The organism is Nonomuraea maheshkhaliensis (assembly GCF_039529435.1).
Taxonomy (GTDB): domain Bacteria; phylum Actinomycetota; class Actinomycetes; order Streptosporangiales; family Streptosporangiaceae; genus Nonomuraea; species Nonomuraea maheshkhaliensis.
This window is the reverse complement of the sequence record NZ_BAAAMU010000011.1, coordinates 116,089-136,855: the sequence shown is the minus strand read 5'-3', so window position 1 is coordinate 136,855 and position 20,767 is coordinate 116,089. Positions and strand designations below refer to the sequence as shown.

The following is a 20,767-nucleotide window of genomic DNA, read 5'->3' as shown; positions in this document are numbered from 1 at the left end:
CTGAAAGGATGTCCATGGTGGAGAACATGGGGAAGAAGAAGCCGCGTCCTCACGGCTCGTTCACGCCGGACTTTAAGGCCGAGATCGTCGAGCTGTGCCGACGCGGTGACCGCTCGGTCGCGCAGGCTTGGATTCAGACGATCAACCCAACGCTGCTCGTGGATGGGTGGAACGTGGATCAGATGGGTCGGCCGGGATGTCGGACGCGATAAAGAGGACTTGTGGCGGCGGTGGCGCGCTGGTGACTCCATCAGCGTGATCTCCCGGGCGCTGGGCAAGTCTCCGGGGTCGGTTTTCACGGTGCTGCACCATGGCGGCATCGCGCCAGCCGCGCGGGTGCACCGGGCCGACCGGCTGAGCGCCGAGGAGCGGGAATCGATCTCTCGCGGTCTCGAGGCTGGGGCCTTCCTCCGTTCGATCGCCATGTCGATCGGCCGCCCGGCATCCACAGTGAGCCGGGAGGTCGCCCGCAACGGCGGCCGGGTGAAATACCGTGCGCTCGCCGCTGAGCAACGCGCTCAAGAACAGGCACGTCGCCCAAACCGTCCGCGCTGCAGGACAACCCGGTGCTGCGCTGGCGGGTGATCGAACTGCTCGACAACGAGTGGTCCCCGGAGCAGATCGTGGGACATCTGCGGCTGACGCACGCTGGCAACCCGCTCATGCGGATCAGCCACGAAAGCATCTACCGAGCGATCTACACGATCCGGTGGAAGCTGATCCCGCGTGAGCTGTGCACCAAGCTGCGCACGCGCCGTCCCATCCGCAAGAACAAGAAGAACACGGTCAAGGGCCAGTGGCGTTCCCAGATCACTGGGGCATGGCCGATCGAGGAACGGCCTGAGGCGGCTAACGCCCGAACCAAGCTCAGCGCAACGCTGTCGTGGAGGTTGGCCGCGCTGATCGTGGGAGGCGTCGAGGTCACCTGGGTAACAGCGGCCGGCGCCCACGAGGACCCGCCGGAAGAACTGCCGGGCTCGTTGCCGCACCCACGACGCGCCTAGGAAGCCGGGCACGGACAGCACTGGTCCGGGTCTTCTGACTGGAAATGATCAGGACGGTTCATCGGAAACGATCAAAGCTGCTGATCGGACCCAGAAGCACGACGTTTGAGCACGAGAAGAGAGGCAAGATCACCTCCCTCTCGCCGCAGGCGAGGCACCTCACCGTAAGGGCGCAACCGGCGACAACGCGCTGTCGCGCGAGAGGTTGCTTCACCACTCCCCCCGATGCTGGCCCGGCTCAACCTGTACGAGTGCGCGGCGCGCCGAGCGCGATGACGGCGCTGCCGACGGAGTGGCTCACGGGCACGACAGAGCGCGACCGCGAACTGGTGCTCTCCGCGATTGAGACAGAGATCATCAAGGGACGTACGATTGGGCAGATGCCGGCACGTGTCCGCCACCGCCTGCTGCCCTGCTACGGCATGTCGCCACGACGCCCGGTGGCCGCAGCGCTCTGACCGTGGTGCGGCGGGGGTATGAGTGCCCGCGGCCGAATTGCGAAGATCATCTGCTGCCTTCCGGATATCCCTGTGGGGCCTACGCGGAGATCGGCGCGGAGATCAATCAAGGGCGGCGGTTGCCGGGGACGTTCCCCGCTCTCCCGCCCCCGGAGAACGCGCCGAGACCCGCGTGTGCCCGGCCCCCGGCTACCGGACGGATCCCTCGGCCGCGAGGAGTCGAGGCACCGGCAGCTGCCCGCGTCAACGCCGGTGGCCCTGACAGGTCGGCGGCACGGGCACGCGCGCTGCTGATGGCGACGAGCCCGAGGTTCGCGGCCGGCAGCTGACCACGGAAAAGGAGGTCGTGGTGAGGAGCTTCATCGATGCGGCCGCAGTCCGGGAAGACCCTGGGCGTGTCACCGTCCGCAAGGGGGCAGCTCGTACAAGATCAAGGACGGAATCCTACGATTGCGCAGCCCTTCAGCCCCCGGGTTCCGTGGCGGCCGACGCCGATCGGGCGGCTTCTGGGCCTCTCTCCCCATGCTGGATACTCGCCTCTCAGTTCCCGCGTGGCAGTACCGCGTCGTTGGCCAGGGACCGCGCAGAGGGGACGGCGTCGTCATCATCCAGCAGGAACGCCTCCACCGCGACGGAGACCAGTGTGGAAAGGTGCTCCGCCCCGGTCTCGCTGACAAGGCTGTTGAGGACATCGAGCTCAGCCGGCCGGAACTGCACCGGCCAGAGCACCCGGCGAACGCCTGTCTTCGACCTCGATCGGAGATTGCGGCGGGGCGGGAAATGTGATCCGTTGGGACGGCTGACCTCCAGACGAGCCCGGACCAGGAACGACAGCATGCCCTCGCTCAGGAAGTGGTCGATGGCGTCCATCGCCAGCTGGGCGTACTCGATTCCCTCGATGCGGCTCATCGCCCTGGCCCGTTCCTTGGCCGCGGGAGTTACGTAGATGCTGATCTGTTCAGGCGTCTGATACGCGCTCGACTCGGCTGCCACGGCCTTTGGCGCGGACGGCCGGCGTGTGCCGGGTTGGGCTGCCCGGGATGCCTGGCGGCGCGTTTTGTGCGGGACAGGAGCGGAAGCGGAGTCAACAGGCTCTGACGGTGCTTCCGGGGGCACGCTGCGGTCGGCCTGCGGAGAAGCCGCGGGTTCGCGCTCTTGACCTAGCCCCGCTTCCTGGTCGATGACCGGAGGCGTGGACTCGCCACGGCGGCCGGGCGCCTGGTGTTTCGGCTCCTCAACCTCCGCGGCGGCACTACGCTCAGCCGGTGCCGGCGGCATCTCACTGGACGCCTCGGGCGCCGCCTTGGGCGGGATGGCCGGGGGCGCCACCGCTGGAGGCGGGACTACCGGAGTGGCCGCAACCGCTGAAGACGCCCTCGGCTTGTCGACCGGTGTCGTGCTCGGCGGCCGCTCGGTCTCGGGCACCGATACGGGCGCGATCTCAGGAGGCTGGGCGACCAGGGCAGACAGGCCGCTCGTACCGCGCCTGCCGCGCGCTCGTGACATGCCCGACAGCTTCGGCTGCGGAGGCTTGTCCTCGAAAAACTCACTGGTCACGCGTATGCCTCCGCTTCCAGGGCCAGTGCCCTTCTGATGATCTCCGTCGTGGCCTCCTCCATCTCGATCGCGGAGGTCTCGGCCGACTCCGAGCTGAGAGTCAGTTGATGTTGCTTTGCGTGCTTCTTCCAGTCGGGCCCGGCCGACAGATCGGCGAGTTCGGCGAACACACGTCCGTGCTTACGGCACTGGTCGGCGACGTTGACGGCACGGGTGATCACCGTCTGGAAGATCGGGATTCCAGAGTCGGCGAGGACCGCCTCGATTTCCCGCCGCTTCTTGGCGAGGAATCCGATCTCTCTCACGCCGACCACCTCCCCCTCATCGTCCTTTACCTTGCGCAGGTGCTGGCGGTCGAAGCCGAACAGCAGGACGCCGAGGGGGGTCAGGGCCGGATTCAGCGGCGTGGCCACATCGAAGACCTCGCTCACTCCTTCCAAGCCCTGGATTGCGCCTTGGTCGAAACACACGGGGATCAGGACGTACTCGGCGGCTACCGCCGCCAGGTGCTGAAGGTCGGCGATGTTCGGCGGGCAGTCGATCAGGATCCACTCGTAGTCCGCCGCGACGTCGGCCAGCGCCTCCGCGAGGCTCAGCAGGATCTCGCGGCGAGGGTCGATGGAACGTGTGCCGATGATCGACGCGGTTGTTCTCTTGAGGACCTTCCCCCCCGGTACGACGTCGAGATGTGGTCGGACGTCTCGAAGGATGTGCAACGAACCTGTGCCTTCGATGACACCGATGACGCTCTGACCCTCGTCGTCCCCGGGGGTGCCCTGGTAGCCGAGATCAAGGCCGAGGTTGCCCTGAGGGTCGAGGTCGATGGCCAGCACTCGCTTGGTGGATCCAGCCTGGGACAGAGCGGCCGCCAGTTGGGCCGAGATGTTGGCGGTGGTCGTGGTCTTTCCGGCCCCGCCCTTGTTGTTCAGGACGATGAGTACGCGGCGTAGCTGAGGACGGATTGTTTGGATGATCTCTTCTTTGGTCAACCCTCGGGCCGCTGTGCCAGTGAGGGGGAAGGTCATGGATCTACTCTCCTGTGCGTACCGACGGTTGAGTGCCAGCTTCCTCAGTCTCACTTCACCTTGAGATGTGGAGCACCAAGGTGATCGGAGGAAGCATCTGCTTCTTTATTAACAGATCCATGTCCCTGACGCCATCTTGGTGCCTGGCGTGTCGCAGTTGGTGTGTCGGCTGGCTGGCGAGGGCGCAACGGCCTACGCCTTCGATTCTCTGCGTACTGCCGCATCCCCCCGCTCGCCTGAGCATGCGGTGCATCTAGTGGCGTGGCCTTCCCCTGACAAGTTCATCTGTTGCGCTACCTATCCCCCAGTGTCACCACCAGAGACCATGGTCGTTGGCAGCCCTGTTTCCCTATTGATCTATACGACTGAAGTCATCACTACTGGAATAACTGTTGGAGCAACTACCGCTCCTCTGCTTTCAAGCCATATTTTCATGCAGCTTTTCACGTCTATTCACTTCAGTATCTGTAAACTTATTTTCTAAGTTATTTGTCATCATATCTTTAGTTATTTTGAAGCACATCTGCCAAAACATATTCTCACTACTTTCTATGAGTCTTCTGTAGTAATTATCTGCAGACCTGTCTCCACGCCTATCTGGACACCTATTACTCGTGCCGACCTGCGGAAACGCTCTACGCCTGCAACCTTAAGAAGATGATTCCATACTGATCACTGGGGTTCAAGTGTCCCATCCTGGAGGGTGCGAGAGCCACGAGCGCGCCGCCTCTTCTCTCCGGCCTCCGCGTCCCCAGACGATACACGCGAATGCCCAGTTCCAGAGGTGACCATTTTCCTCCCGTAGGAGGGCGCGCCTGCTGGAGGGCAGGCCTTCAATACCGGTTCCGCGCAGATACAACTCCTCCCGCTTATGAGCCCCGTTGTGCATGCACGAGTGCGAGAGGGTGAAATCCCAGGATTCATCGCGGCCGACCATGCGGAGCAGGTCGATGTGCGCGATGAACGCCTCCAGCAGACTGGATCGGGTACTGCATGTGGCCAGAGCCACGCACGGATCAGCGCCTCGAGCCGGTCGGGGTGTGGCGGAAGCGAGATTGCCCAAGTTGCGCTTGAGGTGTGTGCCAGACCCCTGGATGGGTTGTGTTCGCGACGCTGGAGAGCAGGTGGAAGGCGCTCGGGTCAGGGACAGAACCGATCAGGCGGCGCATCAGCACGTCGCGGTTCGTCGTGAGGTGGTCTTAGCCCAGCACGATCGGGCCACCGAGTTGCTGCCCGGATGGCGTCCAATCGCGACGCGTAGTCGGGCGCCTTCCGCTCTCCGCGGCGGCCTCGGTGCATGCGGTAGAGCGCATGCCGGAGCGGGTGTCCGCGCTCGAGACCGGGATCAGCCGGGGGCCACGGAGGGACGTCCCCACCCTTGCTGGAGTGACGATGACGACCGAGCCTGAAACTCGGCGGGCGAAGTGAGGGCCCTACAGCTCAACGACTGGACTCGCTTCGTCTTCACCCTAGTATTCACATTGGCCCTCAGGTCCCGGACCGTCTCTCCCTGCCGGCAGGCGTCCTTTAGCGGCGCGGCAATGAGGGTCCTCGTTCCGCTCACCCATGGGGCGACCTCTTCAAGAGGGGGATGCGAAGGCGTGAATGGATCTAGCAGAAGGGGGCCGTCTCCACCTTCTCGGGGGGTCTCCCGGGACCAGCCACGCGTGAGAGAGTGTGACCTACATGGCGCCGAACCGCGCCTCGTGCTGTTGGGCGGCGAGTTCGGCCATGCGGGGGAGCACCTCACCGAGCTGCCGCCGAAAGGCGGCGTATCGCTCGTCGTCGAGCGCGTCAACGATCTCCTGCGCCCACCAACCGATCTCGCGGAGCGTGGGATAGCGTTCCTGGGTCAGTGGCCACTTCATCTCACGTACCGCACGTCGCAGGCCGATGAGGCTCTCCGCAAGCTCGTCGTCGATAAGGTGGTCGAATCTGGCGCGATAGCTGACGAGTTCCGATGCCGTCTCCCAGAGCGTCAGGGCATGACGGTCGTACCATCGTCCCTCGACGGATGTAGCTCGCAGCGGGACGGACGACAGCCGGTGAGCGCGCTCCTGCCGTTCGCTCCGCGCCAAGCCCAATGTGGCCGCTCGGTGGCGCAGGATCCGGTTCTCCACCGCCTGTCGCGTTCGGACGTTGAGTGGAGGCGCCATTCTGATCATGGTGATCTGCTTGGCGCACCCGAGCTCGAGCAGGTCGCGCTCGAGCCGGTCGGCCTCGTCGGGCAGGTGCGGGAAGTATCGGCGCACGTAAGCCAGGACCCAGAGGGCATCGATGACGTCACTCGAGGTCACCCAGTCCGGCACCCTTTGACAGGCCAGGACGTACCGGATCACGTCGACGGGCTGCTCCTCCGGGACGTTACGCAGCAGGCTGTCCAGGTCCGGGTCGCGCACTTGCCGACGACGCTCTACAATCTCAGCAATGGCCCTCTGACCTGCGGTTTTACTGATCTGCGGCTCTGCGCGCTTAGGCATGTCAATAGTGTATTGACATTTTTGATCATGATCTGGCCAATCGGTTGATGTGACTCCCGGTTGTCTAGCGGTCTTGAAGACGACAGTCCGTCACGGCAACTGGAAGTGGACATGGAAGCGCGTCATCGAAGTTGGCAGTAGCGGCTTGTACGGCAGGAGGTTTGGCCCGAAAGATGGCGGCGGTCTGGCCCCGGCGGCTGGCGTTGGTGGTGGCACCGGCGTCCGGTGAGTCGTTCGCGTTGTGGGTAGATCGGATGGCCCTGCGGAACGGATGCCCGCCGTGGGCGATGATCGAAGCGTTGGGGCTGAACGTGCGCGCGTCGAGTGACGTCCGTTCACTGGCGTACGGCGTCGTCACGAGACCGGAGATGCGCAGGGCGATCGAGGCCGCCACAGGCGTGAGCTCCGAGGTCGTGCGTGGGATGCACTTGGAGGTGTTCGACGGTTCGGTCCTGGATCTGGCGGGGGTCCGCGTGGGCGACGAGCAGTCAGTGCGCCGGGCTGAGGGCCGTGAGTGGGTGCAGTTCTTCGGCAGCGGAGTATGCCCGACCTGCCTTGCGACTTCGGGCGGAGTGTGGGCTGACCTGGTGGAAGCTGGGCTGGGCCGCGGTTTGTCCCGAGCATCGGACGCTGCTGGTGGATCTCTACCCGAAATGCCGCGTTGCCGTGCGACGGGGCCCGGTCGGCCGGCCAGGCCGCCTGTCTCGCTCGCGGATGCCGACTCCGTTGCGATGCGGCGCGCTCCTCAGCAGGGCCGTATGCAATCGCAGATCAGTAAGAGCGCGGTTAGTGACGGCTCGTCAATCGTCAACGACTTGTGCTTGAGGTGGCGACGCACCGTCGGCCTGCGTTCGGGCCAGGTGATGACTGTGGGTCAGTGGTTCGCGGCCTTGAGAGCAACAGCGATACTGATCCAGCTGGCGCCTGCCACGGGCTCGGCCGAACGCGACGCGCAAGTGGCTGTGCGGCTCGGTCGTCACCGGCCCCGGCCCTGTGATCGCCAAGGTGTTCGACCATGCCGAGGCCCGTGACCCCGCGCACGCCCGTCCCTGGGTCGTGCTCGTCGACGGGGCCCCGCCACCAGCTCGACCTGATCACCACCGAAGCCGCCCGGCGCCGCATCCGCGTCCACATCGTGATCGATTTCGTGCGCGTGCTGGAGAAGTTATGGGCTGCTGCGTGGAGTCTGCACCCGCCCGCAGCACCGGCCGCAGAGGACTGGGTCGCCGGGCATGCCCTGGCCCTGCTGGCCGGGCACACCGGCCAGGTCATCACCACGCTGACCACGCAAGCCGCCACAGCCGGCGCGCAGCACCGTGACGGCATCGAAGCGTGCATCCGCTATCTGTCCAACAACGCCAGGCATCTGCAGTATGACCAGGCGCTGGAGGCGGGATGGCCGATAGCGACCGGGGTGGTCGAGGGCGCGTGCCGTCATCTGATCGCCGACAGGTTCGACCTGGCCGGGGCGCGCTGGGCCTGGCCGGAGCCGAAGCGGTCCTCAAACTCCGCGCCCTGATCATCAACGGCGAACTCGACGAATACTGGACTTTATGCAGACGTCTGCATAAACGCCACTATGCCGACCTCGCGGCTATGCCGACATGAAAGATGAAGCATGTCCTGGCAAGGGGTGTATGCGCTGGCCGAGTCGGCATAATTCCACGCCTGTCGCGCTAAGTGCTCAGATTGAAACTATCGGTGATGCTCGTCTCGTCGGCGGATGCCGGGGAAAGCGGCGAGGGGAGATCACCGATGAGAGACCCTTCACGAGTGCGGGTCACCGGCCCTCTGGCGCCGCATGCGGATGGGTTCCGCGGCGAGCTGGCCGACCTGGGGTATACGCCGTCCTCGGCGGCCATGCAGCTGAACTTGATGGCGCATCTGAGCCGGTGGCTGGGGGAACGTGGCATGGACGGCGCCGCGTTGGATGCGTTGATCGTCGAGGATTTCATGGCCGTCCGCCGCGCAGCCGGGTATGTCAACCACCGCACCGGCGCTGCTCTGGCGCCGCTGCTGAATTATCTGCGGCGGCTGGGAATCGCTCCTGGACCGGTGACCAGGGCGGCCGTGACTCCGGCGGATGAGGTGCTGGCGCAGTTCCGGACGTATTTACTGGGTGAGCGCAGGGCAGGTGCGGGGACTGCCGCGCAGTATCTGTACTACGTCGGACCGTTCGTGACCGAGCACGTGGTCGGCGGCAGCGCAGATCTTCGGCGGCTGACCGCCGGGCAGGTGACCAGGTTCGCCCTGGACGGCTGCCGACAGGTGCCGGTCACCACGGCCAAACCGCTGCTGACCGCGCTGCGGGCGTTCCTGCGGTTTGCCCACGTCGAGGGACTCATCGACGAATTGTTGGTCGCGGCGGTCCCCTCGGTGGCTTCATGGACCCTGACGGGAGTGCCGCGCGGTGTGGAGGCCGACACGCTCGCCGCTGTACTGGCCTGCTGTGATCGCGCCACTCCGATCGGGCTGCGGGATACGGCGATTTTGATCGTCTTGTCCCGGCTCGGGCTGCGGAGTGCGGAGCTGGCGGCGCTGCGCCTGGAGGATGTGGACTGGCGGCGCGGGGAGATCCTGGTCCGCGGCAAAGGCGACCGGCACCAGCGGTTACCGCTGCCTACCGACGTGGGCCAAGTGATCGTGGATTACCTGCGCGACGGTCGGCCGGCCACCGACAGCCGCGCCGTGTTCGTCCGCAGCCGCGCCCCGTATCGGGCCTTGACCCCCAGTGGCCTGGGAGCGGTCGTGGCCAACGCCGCTGGCCGCGCCGGAGTCGGAAGGCTCTCCCCGCATCGGCTGCGGCATGCGCTGGCAGGCCGGACCCTGGCCGCCGGGGCAACCCTGGCCGAGGTGAGCCAGCTGCTGCGGCACCAGCGGCTCAAGACCACGGCGATCTACGCCAAGGTCGATATCGAGGCGCTGCGTGTGATCGCGCGGCCCTGGCCGGCGCAGCGGTCATGACGAGCATGACCGCGTCGCTGCCGCAGGCGCTGAAGGAGTATCTGGCCATGCGCCGGGCGCTGGGCTACAAGCTTCAGCGGCCCGGTCAGCTGCTGGCCCAGTTCGTCGCCTACCTGGCCGAGCACGACACCGACGTGATCACCATCGATCATGCGCTGGCCTGGGCGACCCTGCCCGCGACGGCCTCCCCACGGTGGTGGGCGCTGCGGTTGTCGGCCGTGCGCTCATTCGCCGCGTACCTGCACGTGCTGAATCCGGCCCACCAGGTTGTGCCACCCGGTCTCCTCGGCCCCGCCAAGTCCCGGGCCACGCCCTACCTCTATACCGACGCCGAGATCGACAGCCTGATGGAGGCCGCGGCCAGGCTGCCCTCCCCGCTGAACGCGGCGACCTACCGGACGTTGCTGGGGCTACTGACCGTCACCGGGCTGCGCATCGGCGAAGCGATCGCGCTGGATGTGGCCGATCTCGACGCCGAGCACGACGTCTTGACCATCCGCAACACCAAGTTCGGCAAGGACCGGCTGGTCCCGCTGCATGCCAGCACCACCGGCGCGCTGCGCGCCTACCTCGACCAGAGCCGTCGATTGTGTCCGGGTGCACCCGCCGGGCCGTTGCTGATTTCCACCCGCGGCACCCGGCTGCGCCATGTGACCGTCAGCGCCACCTTCGGCCGCCTGGTCAAGGGTGCTGGCTTGAGCGCACGCTCGGCCTCCTGCCGTCCCCGTATTCATGATCTTCGACACAGCTTCGCGGTGCGCACCCTGTTGGAGTGGTATCGCCACGGCGCCGACGTGCCCGCCTTGCTGCCCCGGCTGTCGACCTACCTGGGACACATCGATCCCGGCAGCACCTACTGGTATCTGTCGGCGGCCCCCGAACTGCTCGCCCTGGCCGGCCAGCGCCTGGAGGCTCACCTGCAGAAAGGCTCATCGTGACTGACCTGGCATCGACGCTGCAGAGCTTTTTCACCGACCACCTGATCGGCAACCGGCAGGCCAGCCGGCACACCATCGCCGCCTACCGCGACGCGCTCAAACTGCTGCTGACCTTCGCCCACGCCCGCACCCGCACCCCACCCTCCCGGCTGACGCTCACCGATCTCGACGCGCCGTTGATCAGCGCGTTTCTGGCCCACCTAGAACATGATCGAGGCAACAGCGTCCGCACCCGCAACGCCCGCCTGTCGGCCATCCACGCGCTGTTCGGCTACGCCGCACCGCGCCATCCCGAACACGCCGCCATCATCGCCCGGGTGCTGGCCATCCCGCCCAAACGCTTCACCCAGACCCTGGTCACCTTCTTGTCCGACGCCGAAGTCGACGCGCTGCTGGCCGCTCCCGACCGATCCACCTGGACCGGCCGACGCGATCACGCGATGCTGGCCCTGGCTATCGAAACCGGGCTGCGCGTCTCCGAACTGGTTGCGCTGACGTGCGCCAACGCGCATCTTGGAGTCGGGGCCCACATCAGCTGCCTGGGCAAAGGCCGCAAACAGCGCATCACCCCGCTGACTACCGGCACCGTCACCCTGCTCAAGTCCTGGCTACGCGAACGCGCCGGGACGCCCACCGATCCGGTCTTTTCCACCCGACGCGGCAGGCCACTGAGCGTCGACGCCGTCCAGCGGCGCCTGGCCAAACACATCACCACCGCGACCTCTGCCTGCCCGACCCTGTCGGAAAAGACGATCTCTCCGCATACCCTGCGGCATACCGCGGCGATGCGCCTGCTGGCCGCGGGCGTCGACATCACCGTCATCGCGCTCTGGCTCGGCCACGAAAACATCGCCAGCACCCAGATCTACATCCACGCCGATCTGGCCCTGAAAGAACGTGCTCTGGCCTTCACCCGGCCCACCACCAGCCAGCCAGGACGCTACCGTCCACCCGACGCCGTCCTGGCTTTCCTGGAAGGCATGTGACCCCCGCGATTTTATGCCGACCTCGTACTCCAGGCCCTGCCCGCTCACCACGCCGATCGGCGTCCTGGTCAGCATAACCTGGAGGTCGGCATAGTGGCGCTTTCACCTCTCCCGGCAACACGAGCGCGTCCATCAGACCAGCTACCAGGACGGATACGCCCTCACGGCTTGATCGCTTCAGTCACTCAGGAGGAGCCGCAGCCTTCCCAACGGTGCAGCCGGCCCGATCCCGGCAGATCACCTCGACCCCAGGGTGCGACTCCAGCCAGGCCGCGAAAGAGTCCGCTGACCGATCCGGCAGCAAGTCGACCGCATGGCCGCCCTCCACGTGGACCAGCACCCGTTCCGTAGGTGTGGTCCTTGCGCCAGGCGAACTCATCGACTCCGAGCACCCGCGGGGTCACCACCTGCGGGTCAGGCAAGCTCCGCAGCAGCCGCAACAGCGTAGAGCGACCCACCGCACAGACCAAGCGCGCGGTATGACGGGTACCGGGACGACCGCCCAGAGCCAGCGCCACGGTCCGCAGCATCTCCAGCAGGCATGCCTGCCCGTCGGCCGTGTCTGCTGATCAGGCCGGGTACCTGCTCGGCGAAGGTCCGCTTGGCACAGGCGGTGTTGTCGCAGAAGAAGCGGCGCATCCGCACCTGGAGCAGCACCTCCCGCCCGGCCACCGGCAGATCCGCCAGACACCGCTCATAGCGGCTATGAACTCGCACCGACTTGCTGCCACAGGCCCGGACATTCGCTCGTGGGCTCCCTCGTCGCGGCCTTCACCCGTACGGTCGCTCCTCATTCGATACACCCGCTCGATGCGCACAGCGGCAAGATTCGGGAACACGACCGCCAGCAATTCCATGATCGACATAGAGCAGGGTCCCGGTGCCGCCACCGGCCCGCATCCGGCTCAACATGATCGTGATCTTGGAAGTACGGCCGATCTCGGAAAGCGGGCCATACCCACTTGTTTTACATGGCCACGGACACCGAACGGCCAATCCGAAGGAGTGGTGTGCTGGACGGCGAAGCTTCAAACACGGGCGGTTCCTGCGAACTTGGCCTGCGTGATCGCGGCCAAATGCAGACATTGTGCTGGGTCCCAACCTGCCACGATGGCCGCTGCGATAGGCGCTGGGCAGAGGGCGGAGGGGTGTGGGCAGCGGTGGCTGCGGTCGCAGATCCAGGTGACGTGCTTCGCCCACGACATTGCCGCGATATCACCCAGTCGCTCTCGCATAGGCCGGGCTCTTCGCTGGCCGGGAAGCAGGACCTGCATCGCGCACCGGAAGTCCAAATCAGTGACGGGTCCAGTCGACGATCCGAGAGCGATGGCGATGCTCAGCCGGCCAAGGTCGATGCCTGTGGCTATGCGCACGAGCTGCACATCGCTTGCCTCGCCAAAACCGGGGGATACCTCGACGATCACGGGGCCGTGGGTGGTGATCTCCATCGTGACTCGTGAAAGGCCGTTCCGCACGCCCAACGTCTCCAGGGCCGCGGCTGCGTGTTGCGCGATCGCGACGTCCGTACGAACATGGTCGGCTGCGTCAACCAGGTGGCCGACGAGACACCCGCAGGAGCTTCGCCGATGCAAGGTCCGCCGCGCGGCGATCACCTGAGTGTGACCATCGCGGGTCATGCACCACAGCATGACGGTTGCGGCGGGGTTGGCCGACTGGATGACTACGCTGCCTCCCTCGCCGGCGTCGATCATGGCAGCATTGATGGATGCGGTCAGGTGCGCAGGGTTTCGCACCAGCCGGGCCACGCCGAGGTGCCGCTCTGCGGGGGCCACGGAGAGCGGGTAGCTGAGCACGGCTGCGGCTTTGATGGCTTCGCTGAGAGTGTCAACCTGTAGTGTCACCGGCAGGGGAAGATCTACCTCCCGCAAGACGGAATGCGTCCTCCCCCGATCGTGCAGGGTGCGGGCAGCTTGCACTCCGAATCCGGGTAGACCCAGACGATCTGCGAGCTCCGCAGCCGAGACGATGCTCTGCTCGGACACACTGAGTACTCCCCGTACGGGAAGGGCGGCTGTGCGTGCTGACAAGCGCGTTTCGCGCGTCGAGTCGGGTGCCGAGTTCGGTGCATCGTCCAGCTGGTGTACGTCACCAAGGTTGACCAGCCGATGATCGGTCATGAGGGCATGCTCGGTCAAGTCCCGCCAGAACATCAAGCCAACCTCGCCGATGGAATCGAACGAAGCGATGGCCCCGCGGTAGGCGACGGGTGCCAGCCAGAGATGGGTGGGACGAGAGTCCGATCCCCAAGCCACGATGCCGTGGCCGTCCGCGCCAACGCCTGGCTGATACATGGGCAGACTCCGCGATGAGGCGACAAGGCGGTCAGTACATTGCCGAGCTGCGATCGAGGCTTCTCATCACCGCGCGATACAGGAGCATGGATGTACGAGCGCGGCCTGCGGACCTTATCTGGAACGGGTTCTCTGTCATCGGCTGATTAGCGCGGCCAGGGTCAGAGATTAGAGGGGTTGGCCTTTTGCGTCACCGATAAATCATCGAACAGCCTTACCTGTGATGACTTCGTTATCTTCAGGATGCTCGTCTTCCACACGAAACGCCTGCTCGCGACGCCCGAACCGTCTATCTTGTGCCACTTTCGGCCGTTTACAGGTTGTGAATAGATGCTCGTCGCATCTATCTGCAGTATTCATCACGACAAGGTCACAATCGGCTCTTCGCTGCAAATTCTCCATGGCCGGAGAAAGCCTTCATGACTACATTGACTAGCCGCATGACTTTGAGAATTGATGCCAGTTGTAAAGTGTGAGGAGCCACGTCAGTGCCGCAGGGGTCCCACCGGCAACACCTCACGCCACCCGCGCTGACACTGGGAAACCAAGCGTCAGCGGACACTTCCTCGCCGCACACAGACGCCACAGGCGGGAGGCACCGGCGCGCCCCGCGCACCGGCGGACGCCACGAACTGGGAACAGCCCTGCCCCTCGGCCGGCGCGCCATCGCCTTTCACGCCGACATGTGGCGTTGTGCCATTAAACCTGCAGGGCTGATCGTGACCGGGGCAATCGCCCTCATCCTTCTGATCAACCCCTTTGCGCCAGCGAGTCTCATGTCGACACAGACTCCGCAAGCCTCAGGCATCGACCTAGGCCCCTTGCCGTTCCAATCCTCACCTCCGTTGCCCACCGACTTGGCCCCACCCGCACTCCTCGCGGACGACACCGCGTCGACGCCAGGTTTCCGCACGTCATCCGCCAGCCCTTCGCTCGCGCGAGGTTCTCCCCGCCCGAGTCCGGCCCAGCCCCGGCGCACCCCTGGCAAGGTGGCGCCGAGCGCTGCTGCGAAACCGGTGTCCACGCTTGTCGAACCTGACCGACTTGTCGCTCACCCAGACACATCTCCGGCCAGCGGCCTGCCACGCCCGGCGTCACCGCAGGCACACCTGACCCCGTCGATCCTTGAGCTTGGCTCAGCGCGGACGGCCACGATAGACATCACGTTCACACCTGGAACGGGGACCTGGTGGGTGAACTCCTCCGGCACGTCCGTGTCCCTCACGTCTGACGGCTTGCTCACGGTAGACGCTCCCGCGTCCGAGCCCGGGTGTGATGTGCAGCCCCGCACTATCACCGAAACCGTCACCATCACGTGGCGCGCCACCCACACCGGGGACGGGGTGTACTCCGCCGGCCGTACCGAGACCTCCGGAACCCTTCATCTGATCGTCACCTGGACGATCGCTCAAGACCGCAGCGAGTCGGTCACGGACAGACAAGGGGACCAGTGCTGGACCGGCTGCAGCACCATCTCGTGATGACGATCGCCGGCATCACCGTCACCTGCGCTCTGCGAAACGGTCCCTGCCCAGCGAGCTAGGGCCCAGGCGCATGCATCTCCACGCCGTATCAGGGAGAAACACACGATGAAACGCATCCACTTCCGCCGACGCGGCTGGATCACCATCGCGGTGATCCTCGCCGCAGCGGTCACCGGCTCAGCCGGGCTGGCCATCGCCAACCCCACCGACGACTCCGGCAACGCGGCTGCTTGCGCGCAATGGGACGACGTCGGCACCCAGGGCTACCAGGAATGCCTGGACAACCTCGCCGGCACATCAGGCGCAGCCGGTTTCGTGGCCGGCGGCCAGGCCAGCACGTCACCCTCCATCTCCGCGACATCCCTCAACGCGGGCGGTAACCCGCCCTTCTACTTCTGCCGGGACAAGGGCAGATCGGCAACCGCCACGACCAAGCCAACCAAGGAGTGCAAGGACACCCTGGTCTGCCTGTGGCAACCTGACGACGGGAAATACCACTGCGTCGATGGCAAGGGCACTTCGGTGAGCCCACCCGGGCGGATCTGCACGACAAACCCGCACTTCGCCTGTGCCGACGACGTCGTCATCGCCTCGCTGCCCGCCGAGGCACCATCCCCCACCGACTCCCCTACTGCTGCCTCACCCGGCGATGGCACGCCGGAGCAGCGCACACCTGCCTCCTCCGCGTCCGCCAGCTCACCCTCCTCCACACCGACGAGCGCAACCCCTACCAACTCGCCGACTCCAACGATCGCCGCGGACGATCCGGTCAGCCAGGCCGTAGCCGCCGCCCAGGAGAACAAGCTCAGGATCTGGCTGGAAAGCGACCTGATCGGCGCGTGGAAGGCGGGACCCGGGAGCTTGAAGACCGCGGCCGAACAACTTGCGCTCTACGCTCGTCAACCGGGCGTGGTCGGCGTGAAGTTCGCCTACGACTTAGGTTTGCGCGGATTCTCCGACGCCGACCAGATCAACCAGTTCGTCACCGAGACCTCCCAGGCACTGCGCGCCGCACTCCCTGCAGGCCGTCGTATCGCGGTGGACATCGTCGTTCCCGAACTCGGATGCGGCGCACATCAAGCGTGTGTGACGGCCATGCGCAAGGCCTACCCACAGGCGTCGCTGACAGCCGTTGAGCGCTACGTTCTGAGCGGCGACATCGACGCCGTCAACGTTTCCGCCGTGTTCGGCAACCAATACGAGTCCTTCAAGATCCAGCCTGCAGCGGTGATCAACAACGTCTGGCTTCGACTTCGGCAGCTGAGCTGGGAGACCCGTATGCCCGGTCTCGATGTCGGCTCGCGGGAGATCGGTCTGGCTCATTCCGGAGATACCCGTCCTCGCCCGGTCTCGTGCCCCACTGCGGATCCGAAGGCCGATGAATGTGACGCGAAGGCTGCCGCGCAGCTGGTACGCGAGCGCGTCGACGTGCCTCTGCGCCGGGGCGCCAAGTGGGTGGTGCTGTGGACATGGGAGCAGACCTTCGACAACCAAACCTGGAGGCTGGCCGACAGACGCCAGGACACCAACGGGGGACACACGAACGAGGTCTGGAAGGCGCTGCGCAGCCGAAGCCTGCGGGTGAACATCACCTACAACCCGAGCGAGCCTGGAGCGGCAGTCGCCGAGGACGTGAGAACAATCGCTGAGGTAGCCTCGGCAGTCTTCCTCTTCGTGCCGACCTCTGCATCTGCTCACAACGAGAGCCTGCCTTCCAGCTCAGCAACCCCTACACGTTGAGTACCGGCGACGCCTGCCAGATCCGCACGCCTCGCCTCACTCAACGTTGGAGCCGACGGGACGGCATGGTCCGATACAGCCTGGTGATGTGGTTTCTTCCATACCGGGCGGGCAGCCCAGTCACCAGGGGTGCGCGCCGCCCGCCCGGCACAACCGTCGAGAAAAACCATGCCTGTTGTTAGCGGTCATATGGAAACCCTGGTGGGCGGACACGTCATTCCTTGGTAGATGGCCATGTGACTCCTGCTGGGCGGCCACGAGATCTCCAGGTAGACGGACAACTCCACAGGGCTGAGATGTGGGGGCCACAGCCAGGCATAGCGAACGATGGCGAGGCCCCTCGGGCTCCACCAGGCGACGCTGAGCTCGGTGTGCGATGCCGTGAGGCCCGACGAAGGAGGGTCTTGCGGCTCCGATCGCCCCAGCCCGTAGGGAGGGCGCCGAAGTTGGCGATCGTGACGGTCTCAGCCCCGAGCCTTCCGAAGGTCACTACGTGCACGGACAAATGGCCGTCCAACAGGACGCGTAGTGTCCGCCCACCTGGAGGTCGAGTGGCCATGAATCTGGATCGTCGTGGCCATCTACCTGGAGAAACTCGTGTCCGTTCACACCTGTCAGAGGGCGGAAGACATGCCAGCGTGCCAGTCGCGGCCCGGCAAGGAGGTGCGCGTACCACCCGACCGGCACGCTGTCACCCACCCAGCGCCGAGAATAGCTCCATTTGCTTCATCGGCACCGGGCGCGTTCGGTCCGGCCGGCCGGGGATCGTCGCCGGCCACGCCAGGCCTTCCCTCAGCGGTCGTGGCAGCAACCGTTCCGGCCCGTCAGCGGACTCTGCGCCGTCGTACGCACGCTCCTGGCTATCATCGGCTGGCTTCGTCGGCCATGGCGCGTCCTGCCCGTATGTCGCGTCGACCGGGTGCGTACGGCGGCCGGCCGACGGCTGCTCCCACGAGTCGATGAGCTCATGCCAGAGCCGGCGGTGCTCCCGGTGCAGCCGTCGCCGATCGGCCAGCGCGGTGTCCGCGCCGAGCTCTGCGGCCACTTCCGCCAGGGGCCGGCCGCCGCGCACCCAGCCGCCTCGCTCGCGTACGGCCAGTCCAAAGCTGGCCAGGACCTGCAGCGCCTCGATGGTCGCCGAGCGCGACAGTTGCGCGGCTCGGGCCACCTCACTCGAGCCTGTCTCCCATGACGACAACGCTTCGAACGCCAGTGCCGCCACCGGACCGAGTTCGTGGAAGGCCGGATGAAGGATGTCGATGTGGCCGCCCCGCCAGCGAATCCACCGGGCCTGCGCGCGATAGGCGGTGGGCACGACAAGCCGGTAGCGGTCGGCTTCCTTGCCGCGGCCCGCTTCGTCCAGCACGATCAGCGGGTCGTCCTCCTCGCGTAGCGCCCGCAGGTGCCGGGCGATCGTGGTGTAGTCCAGGCCGACGAGCTCGGACAGTGATCGCACGCCGAACGCCGGCGTCGCCGAACCGCTCATGCGGGCGGCGACGATCATGCCGCGCAGCAGGAGTCGGATCGCGGGTGCCGCCCGGCCCCACCGGGCGACGCGCTCGGGGTCACGTTCGGCCACCCAGACGCACGTGCGCCACCGGAGGATCATCTGCCAGCAGCCCAGCACCCGCTCATCGACTTCGTCAGGGTTCGGCGTGGCCAGTCCCCACACGTTCAGATTGTGCTGCCCAGCGACGGTAACGAACGAATCTACTTTGTACAGGAGCCCCCTTTGGTCCATCCCCATGGAGCGTCCCGCGTTGCTTTTCGGCGATGCCGGCCGGCCGGGGGAGGGGAGGGGGGTGGTGGAGGGGTTACTCGGGCTTGTGTTGCAGTTGCGGACATGGCGGTGAAAGGCGGTGTCGACGACGGCTCGCCACCAGTCCCACCGCAGGCGGCGAGCACGGTGCGACACGCGCTTGGACGCCAGCAGCCGCTCCACGCCGCCCCACTCGCCAGCGCGCATCCGGGCGAGTACCTCGCGGTGGCGAAGCCCAGCCGCGGCCATGCTGTTCAGCAGTCCCAGGCGGGCCTCAGAGGCTGAAGGGCTGCTTCGCTCTTGCCAGTCTCCGCGCCGGGCCAGCGTCTCCATGGCAGAGGGCAGAGGACGGGGACCGCCGCGGCGTGGCAGCCACGGGTGGCCGTCGTCATCGAGCGGCACGTCGACAACCTGGTCGCACCGAGGGCAGGTGCGACCAGCAGCGCCGGGCATGCTCGCCGTCGGGGGGGAGCCGCTCCCAGTGGGGTGGCCGGCGTGGGCACTGTCGATCGTGGCAAGTTCGGCGCTGAGCTCCTGATGCAGGCGTGCCCACACGCTGGGCCCGCAGGGACGCCGCAGGATCCGCTCGGCCTCATCGACCGGGATGGTCAGCAGCATGTAGCCGGTGATCTGCGCGGCCATGGTCTTGTGCAGTGCCCCCGGCGGCCGGATCTGCCCTGACCGGCACATGGGCCTGATGTCCAACGTGGTGAAGCGGATCGCGAGCGCCCGTGTCAGCCTGGCCAATTCGCGGCGCGGTAGCAGCCGCTGCCAGCGCACCCACACGTGACGGCCGCCGCTGGGGGAGCGGACGGTGACAGCCTGGCCCCCGCACCGCTCGACGAGCTCGACAATGGCGGCTGCTTCCCGCGCCACCAGCGCAATTGCGTCCTGGTAGGACAAGCCTTGGGTGAGGGCCGCGGACACGTCGAGGTCAGCCGCGAGCACGCGACCCTCACCGTCGTCGGTGTACAGCGCCACTGTGGAGGGCTGAGGCGGCAGTTGGGGCCGATGCACGGCCAGCGGACGTGAATGCTTACCATCGGGGAAAGACTTCCCGCCGTCCGGAGACAGCCGAACCCGTAGACCTTGAGCGACCAACGGCACGACACGCGCATACGTTTCGACCGCAAGGGCACGGTCCGACACTGCCTCGACCAGGGCATTGTGCCCGTCATGAGGAGTACGGGTCACCTGGCCGGGTATGAAGTTGTCCGAACTGGTGCAGCCGGAATCGCCCAAATACGACACGCCGATCGCGGGCACAACTGGCGACACCAGGGGGCCATCGTCTATCGTGGCTCCTAGCTTCGACACCGGCACGACGAAGGCGCCAGGGTCATAAGACCAGTGGAACGAGCAAAGGCTCGTGAAACGGGATCTCAGGACCGACAACGCTCAGCCGGGCCGGAGTGTCATTCGGGTCCTAGAGCCTCAACCGCCAAGTAGGTGCTCTAGGGCCCGCATCATTTTGCGGGTCTTTCCGCGCTGCCCTTACACGAGGGCGCTCCTTCCGCTCTTCATCGACTGACGACTCACGCTGCGACCGCGTCAGCCGTATCCTGCGATGGGCTGTGATCGATCGTGAACGGCAGTGTCTCCTGCACCGAGTCAGGAGACACTGCCTTCAGATCGAGCTTCCCCACTTCCGCACCCTGGACCAAGATCTCCAGATAGCGCCAGATCGGCACCCGGCGGGCCTTGGCACCTTTCTTCGCCGCCGCTGCCACCTTCGGCCGGACGCGCCCTGACAGCATGACCTCATTGCCGGAGGGAACGCGGGCGCGGCGCGGCACTGGACCAGCTGGCTTTCGCCGGGTTAGCGGATCAGCTTCCACGAGCCGCTCGAGGTAGAGCGCGATGGATACGCGGTCCCGTGCAGCGCCGTCCGAAGCGAGTTGATGGATCGCTGGGTCGACGCGACCACCGAGCGATGCATAGACGCCGCCCGAGTCGGGGCGGCGTGTGCGTCCAGCGATAGCAGCCATGCCGAGCATCATTACGCATCGATGTTTGCATACGCCACATCCGAAGCGGCGTGTTGCAAATTGTTGCCGAGA

General features: G+C 66.0%; 16 protein-coding genes and 1 pseudogene. 10 read left to right on the top strand and 7 right to left on the bottom strand.

Features of this window, described 5'->3' with window-relative positions:
• Positions 1-14: 14 nt before the first annotated feature.
• The 4 genes from ABFX54_RS10545 to ABFX54_RS10535 all read left to right on the top strand — a co-directional run bounded on the left by ABFX54_RS10545 (position 15) and on the right by ABFX54_RS10535 (position 1,462).
• Positions 15-212, top strand: coding sequence for a transposase (locus tag ABFX54_RS10545; protein WP_346103644.1), 198 nt, complete (start codon positions 15-17; stop codon positions 210-212).
• Positions 163-585: a helix-turn-helix domain-containing protein gene (locus tag ABFX54_RS56895; protein WP_428834520.1), complete on the top strand. Its 423-nt coding sequence runs from the start codon at positions 163-165 to the stop codon at positions 583-585. The genes ABFX54_RS10545 and ABFX54_RS56895 overlap by 50 nt, the downstream gene beginning before the upstream one ends.
• Positions 567-1,004, top strand: coding sequence for a hypothetical protein (locus ABFX54_RS10540; protein ID WP_346103642.1), 438 nt, complete (start codon positions 567-569; stop codon positions 1,002-1,004). Before ABFX54_RS56895 ends, ABFX54_RS10540 begins: the two co-directional genes overlap by 19 nt.
• Positions 1,005-1,255: 251 nt before the next feature.
• The gene (locus tag ABFX54_RS10535; protein ID WP_346103640.1) at positions 1,256-1,462 is read left to right on the top strand and encodes a hypothetical protein; all 207 of its coding nucleotides are present in this window, start codon (positions 1,256-1,258) and stop codon (positions 1,460-1,462) included.
• Between the two features lie 540 nt (positions 1,463-2,002).
• On the opposite strand, the gene ABFX54_RS10530 is transcribed toward ABFX54_RS10535, so the two are convergent.
• The 3 genes from ABFX54_RS10530 to ABFX54_RS10520 form a co-directional block, all read right to left on the bottom strand.
• Positions 2,003-2,371 (bottom strand): hypothetical protein, encoded by a 369-nt coding sequence (locus tag ABFX54_RS10530; RefSeq protein ID WP_346103639.1) that lies wholly within the window; start codon positions 2,369-2,371, stop codon positions 2,003-2,005.
• A gap of 644 nt (positions 2,372-3,015) precedes the next feature.
• Positions 3,016-4,044 carry a ParA family protein gene (locus ABFX54_RS10525; RefSeq protein ID WP_346103637.1) on the bottom strand — a complete coding sequence of 343 codons (1,029 nt, stop codon included), beginning with the start codon at positions 4,042-4,044 and terminating at the stop codon, positions 3,016-3,018.
• Positions 4,045-5,726: 1,682 nt separating this feature from the next.
• Entirely contained in the window at positions 5,727-6,524 is a 798-nt protein-coding gene (locus ABFX54_RS10520) for a hypothetical protein (RefSeq protein WP_346103635.1), read from the bottom strand.
• A 173-nt stretch (positions 6,525-6,697) separates the two neighbouring features.
• Between ABFX54_RS10520 and ABFX54_RS56890 the strand changes: the two genes are divergently transcribed.
• From ABFX54_RS56890 to ABFX54_RS10500, 5 genes are all read left to right on the top strand, one after another.
• The gene (locus ABFX54_RS56890; RefSeq protein WP_428834519.1) at positions 6,698-7,555 is read left to right on the top strand and encodes a TniQ family protein; all 858 of its coding nucleotides are present in this window, start codon (positions 6,698-6,700) and stop codon (positions 7,553-7,555) included.
• Positions 7,540-8,043: a hypothetical protein gene (locus tag ABFX54_RS10515; protein ID WP_346103633.1), complete on the top strand. Its 504-nt coding sequence runs from the start codon at positions 7,540-7,542 to the stop codon at positions 8,041-8,043. Before ABFX54_RS56890 ends, ABFX54_RS10515 begins: the two co-directional genes overlap by 16 nt.
• A 254-nt stretch (positions 8,044-8,297) precedes the next feature.
• The gene (locus ABFX54_RS10510) at positions 8,298-9,488 is read left to right on the top strand and encodes a site-specific integrase (protein WP_346103631.1); all 1,191 of its coding nucleotides are present in this window, start codon (positions 8,298-8,300) and stop codon (positions 9,486-9,488) included.
• Between the two features lie 5 nt (positions 9,489-9,493).
• Positions 9,494-10,426: a tyrosine-type recombinase/integrase gene (locus tag ABFX54_RS10505; RefSeq protein ID WP_346103629.1), complete on the top strand. Its 933-nt coding sequence runs from the start codon at positions 9,494-9,496 to the stop codon at positions 10,424-10,426.
• Entirely contained in the window at positions 10,423-11,412 is a 990-nt protein-coding gene (locus tag ABFX54_RS10500) for a tyrosine-type recombinase/integrase (protein WP_346103627.1), read from the top strand. The genes ABFX54_RS10505 and ABFX54_RS10500 overlap by 4 nt, the downstream gene beginning before the upstream one ends.
• Before the next feature lie 414 nt (positions 11,413-11,826).
• On the opposite strand, the pseudogene ABFX54_RS56885 reads toward ABFX54_RS10500, so the two are convergent.
• A pseudogene (locus ABFX54_RS56885) lies at positions 11,827-12,132 on the bottom strand (transposase family protein); the annotation flags it as partial.
• Between the two features lie 308 nt (positions 12,133-12,440).
• Positions 12,441-13,724 (bottom strand): ATP-grasp domain-containing protein, encoded by a 1,284-nt coding sequence (locus tag ABFX54_RS10495; RefSeq protein WP_346103626.1) that lies wholly within the window; start codon positions 13,722-13,724, stop codon positions 12,441-12,443.
• Between the two features lie 1,589 nt (positions 13,725-15,313).
• On the opposite strand from ABFX54_RS10495, the gene ABFX54_RS10490 reads away from it, so the two are divergent.
• Positions 15,314-16,948, top strand: coding sequence for a hypothetical protein (locus ABFX54_RS10490; protein ID WP_346103625.1), 1,635 nt, complete (start codon positions 15,314-15,316; stop codon positions 16,946-16,948).
• Between the two features lie 691 nt (positions 16,949-17,639).
• Here ABFX54_RS10490 and ABFX54_RS10485 read toward each other — a convergent pair.
• Together ABFX54_RS10485 and ABFX54_RS10480 are read right to left on the bottom strand one after the other, a co-directional pair.
• Positions 17,640-19,688, bottom strand: coding sequence for a hypothetical protein (locus ABFX54_RS10485; RefSeq protein WP_346103623.1), 2,049 nt, complete (start codon positions 19,686-19,688; stop codon positions 17,640-17,642).
• Positions 19,689-20,242: 554 nt separating this feature from the next.
• On the bottom strand, positions 20,243-20,707 hold the full coding sequence (locus ABFX54_RS10480) for a hypothetical protein (protein WP_346103622.1): 465 nt from the start codon (positions 20,705-20,707) through the stop codon (positions 20,243-20,245).
• Positions 20,708-20,767: the final 60 nt, after the last annotated feature.

Coding starts and splice junctions, on each gene's coding strand:
- ABFX54_RS10515 (WP_346103633.1), top strand. CDS start 7,540: ATGCCGAGGCCCGTGACCCCGCGCACGCCCGTCCCTGGGTCGTGCTCG.
- ABFX54_RS56895 (WP_428834520.1), top strand. CDS start 163: ATGGGTGGAACGTGGATCAGATGGGTCGGCCGGGATGTCGGACGCGAT.
- ABFX54_RS10505 (WP_346103629.1), top strand. CDS start 9,494: ATGACCGCGTCGCTGCCGCAGGCGCTGAAGGAGTATCTGGCCATGCGC.
- ABFX54_RS56890 (WP_428834519.1), top strand. CDS start 6,698: ATGGCGGCGGTCTGGCCCCGGCGGCTGGCGTTGGTGGTGGCACCGGCG.
- ABFX54_RS10490 (WP_346103625.1), top strand. CDS start 15,314: ATGAAACGCATCCACTTCCGCCGACGCGGCTGGATCACCATCGCGGTG.
- ABFX54_RS10480 (WP_346103622.1), bottom strand. CDS start 20,707: ATGATGCTCGGCATGGCTGCTATCGCTGGACGCACACGCCGCCCCGAC.
- ABFX54_RS10545 (WP_346103644.1), top strand. CDS start 15: ATGGTGGAGAACATGGGGAAGAAGAAGCCGCGTCCTCACGGCTCGTTC.
- ABFX54_RS10530 (WP_346103639.1), bottom strand. CDS start 2,371: ATGAGCCGCATCGAGGGAATCGAGTACGCCCAGCTGGCGATGGACGCC.
- ABFX54_RS10520 (WP_346103635.1), bottom strand. CDS start 6,524: ATGCCTAAGCGCGCAGAGCCGCAGATCAGTAAAACCGCAGGTCAGAGG.
- ABFX54_RS10525 (WP_346103637.1), bottom strand. CDS start 4,044: ATGACCTTCCCCCTCACTGGCACAGCGGCCCGAGGGTTGACCAAAGAA.
- ABFX54_RS10495 (WP_346103626.1), bottom strand. CDS start 13,724: ATGTATCAGCCAGGCGTTGGCGCGGACGGCCACGGCATCGTGGCTTGG.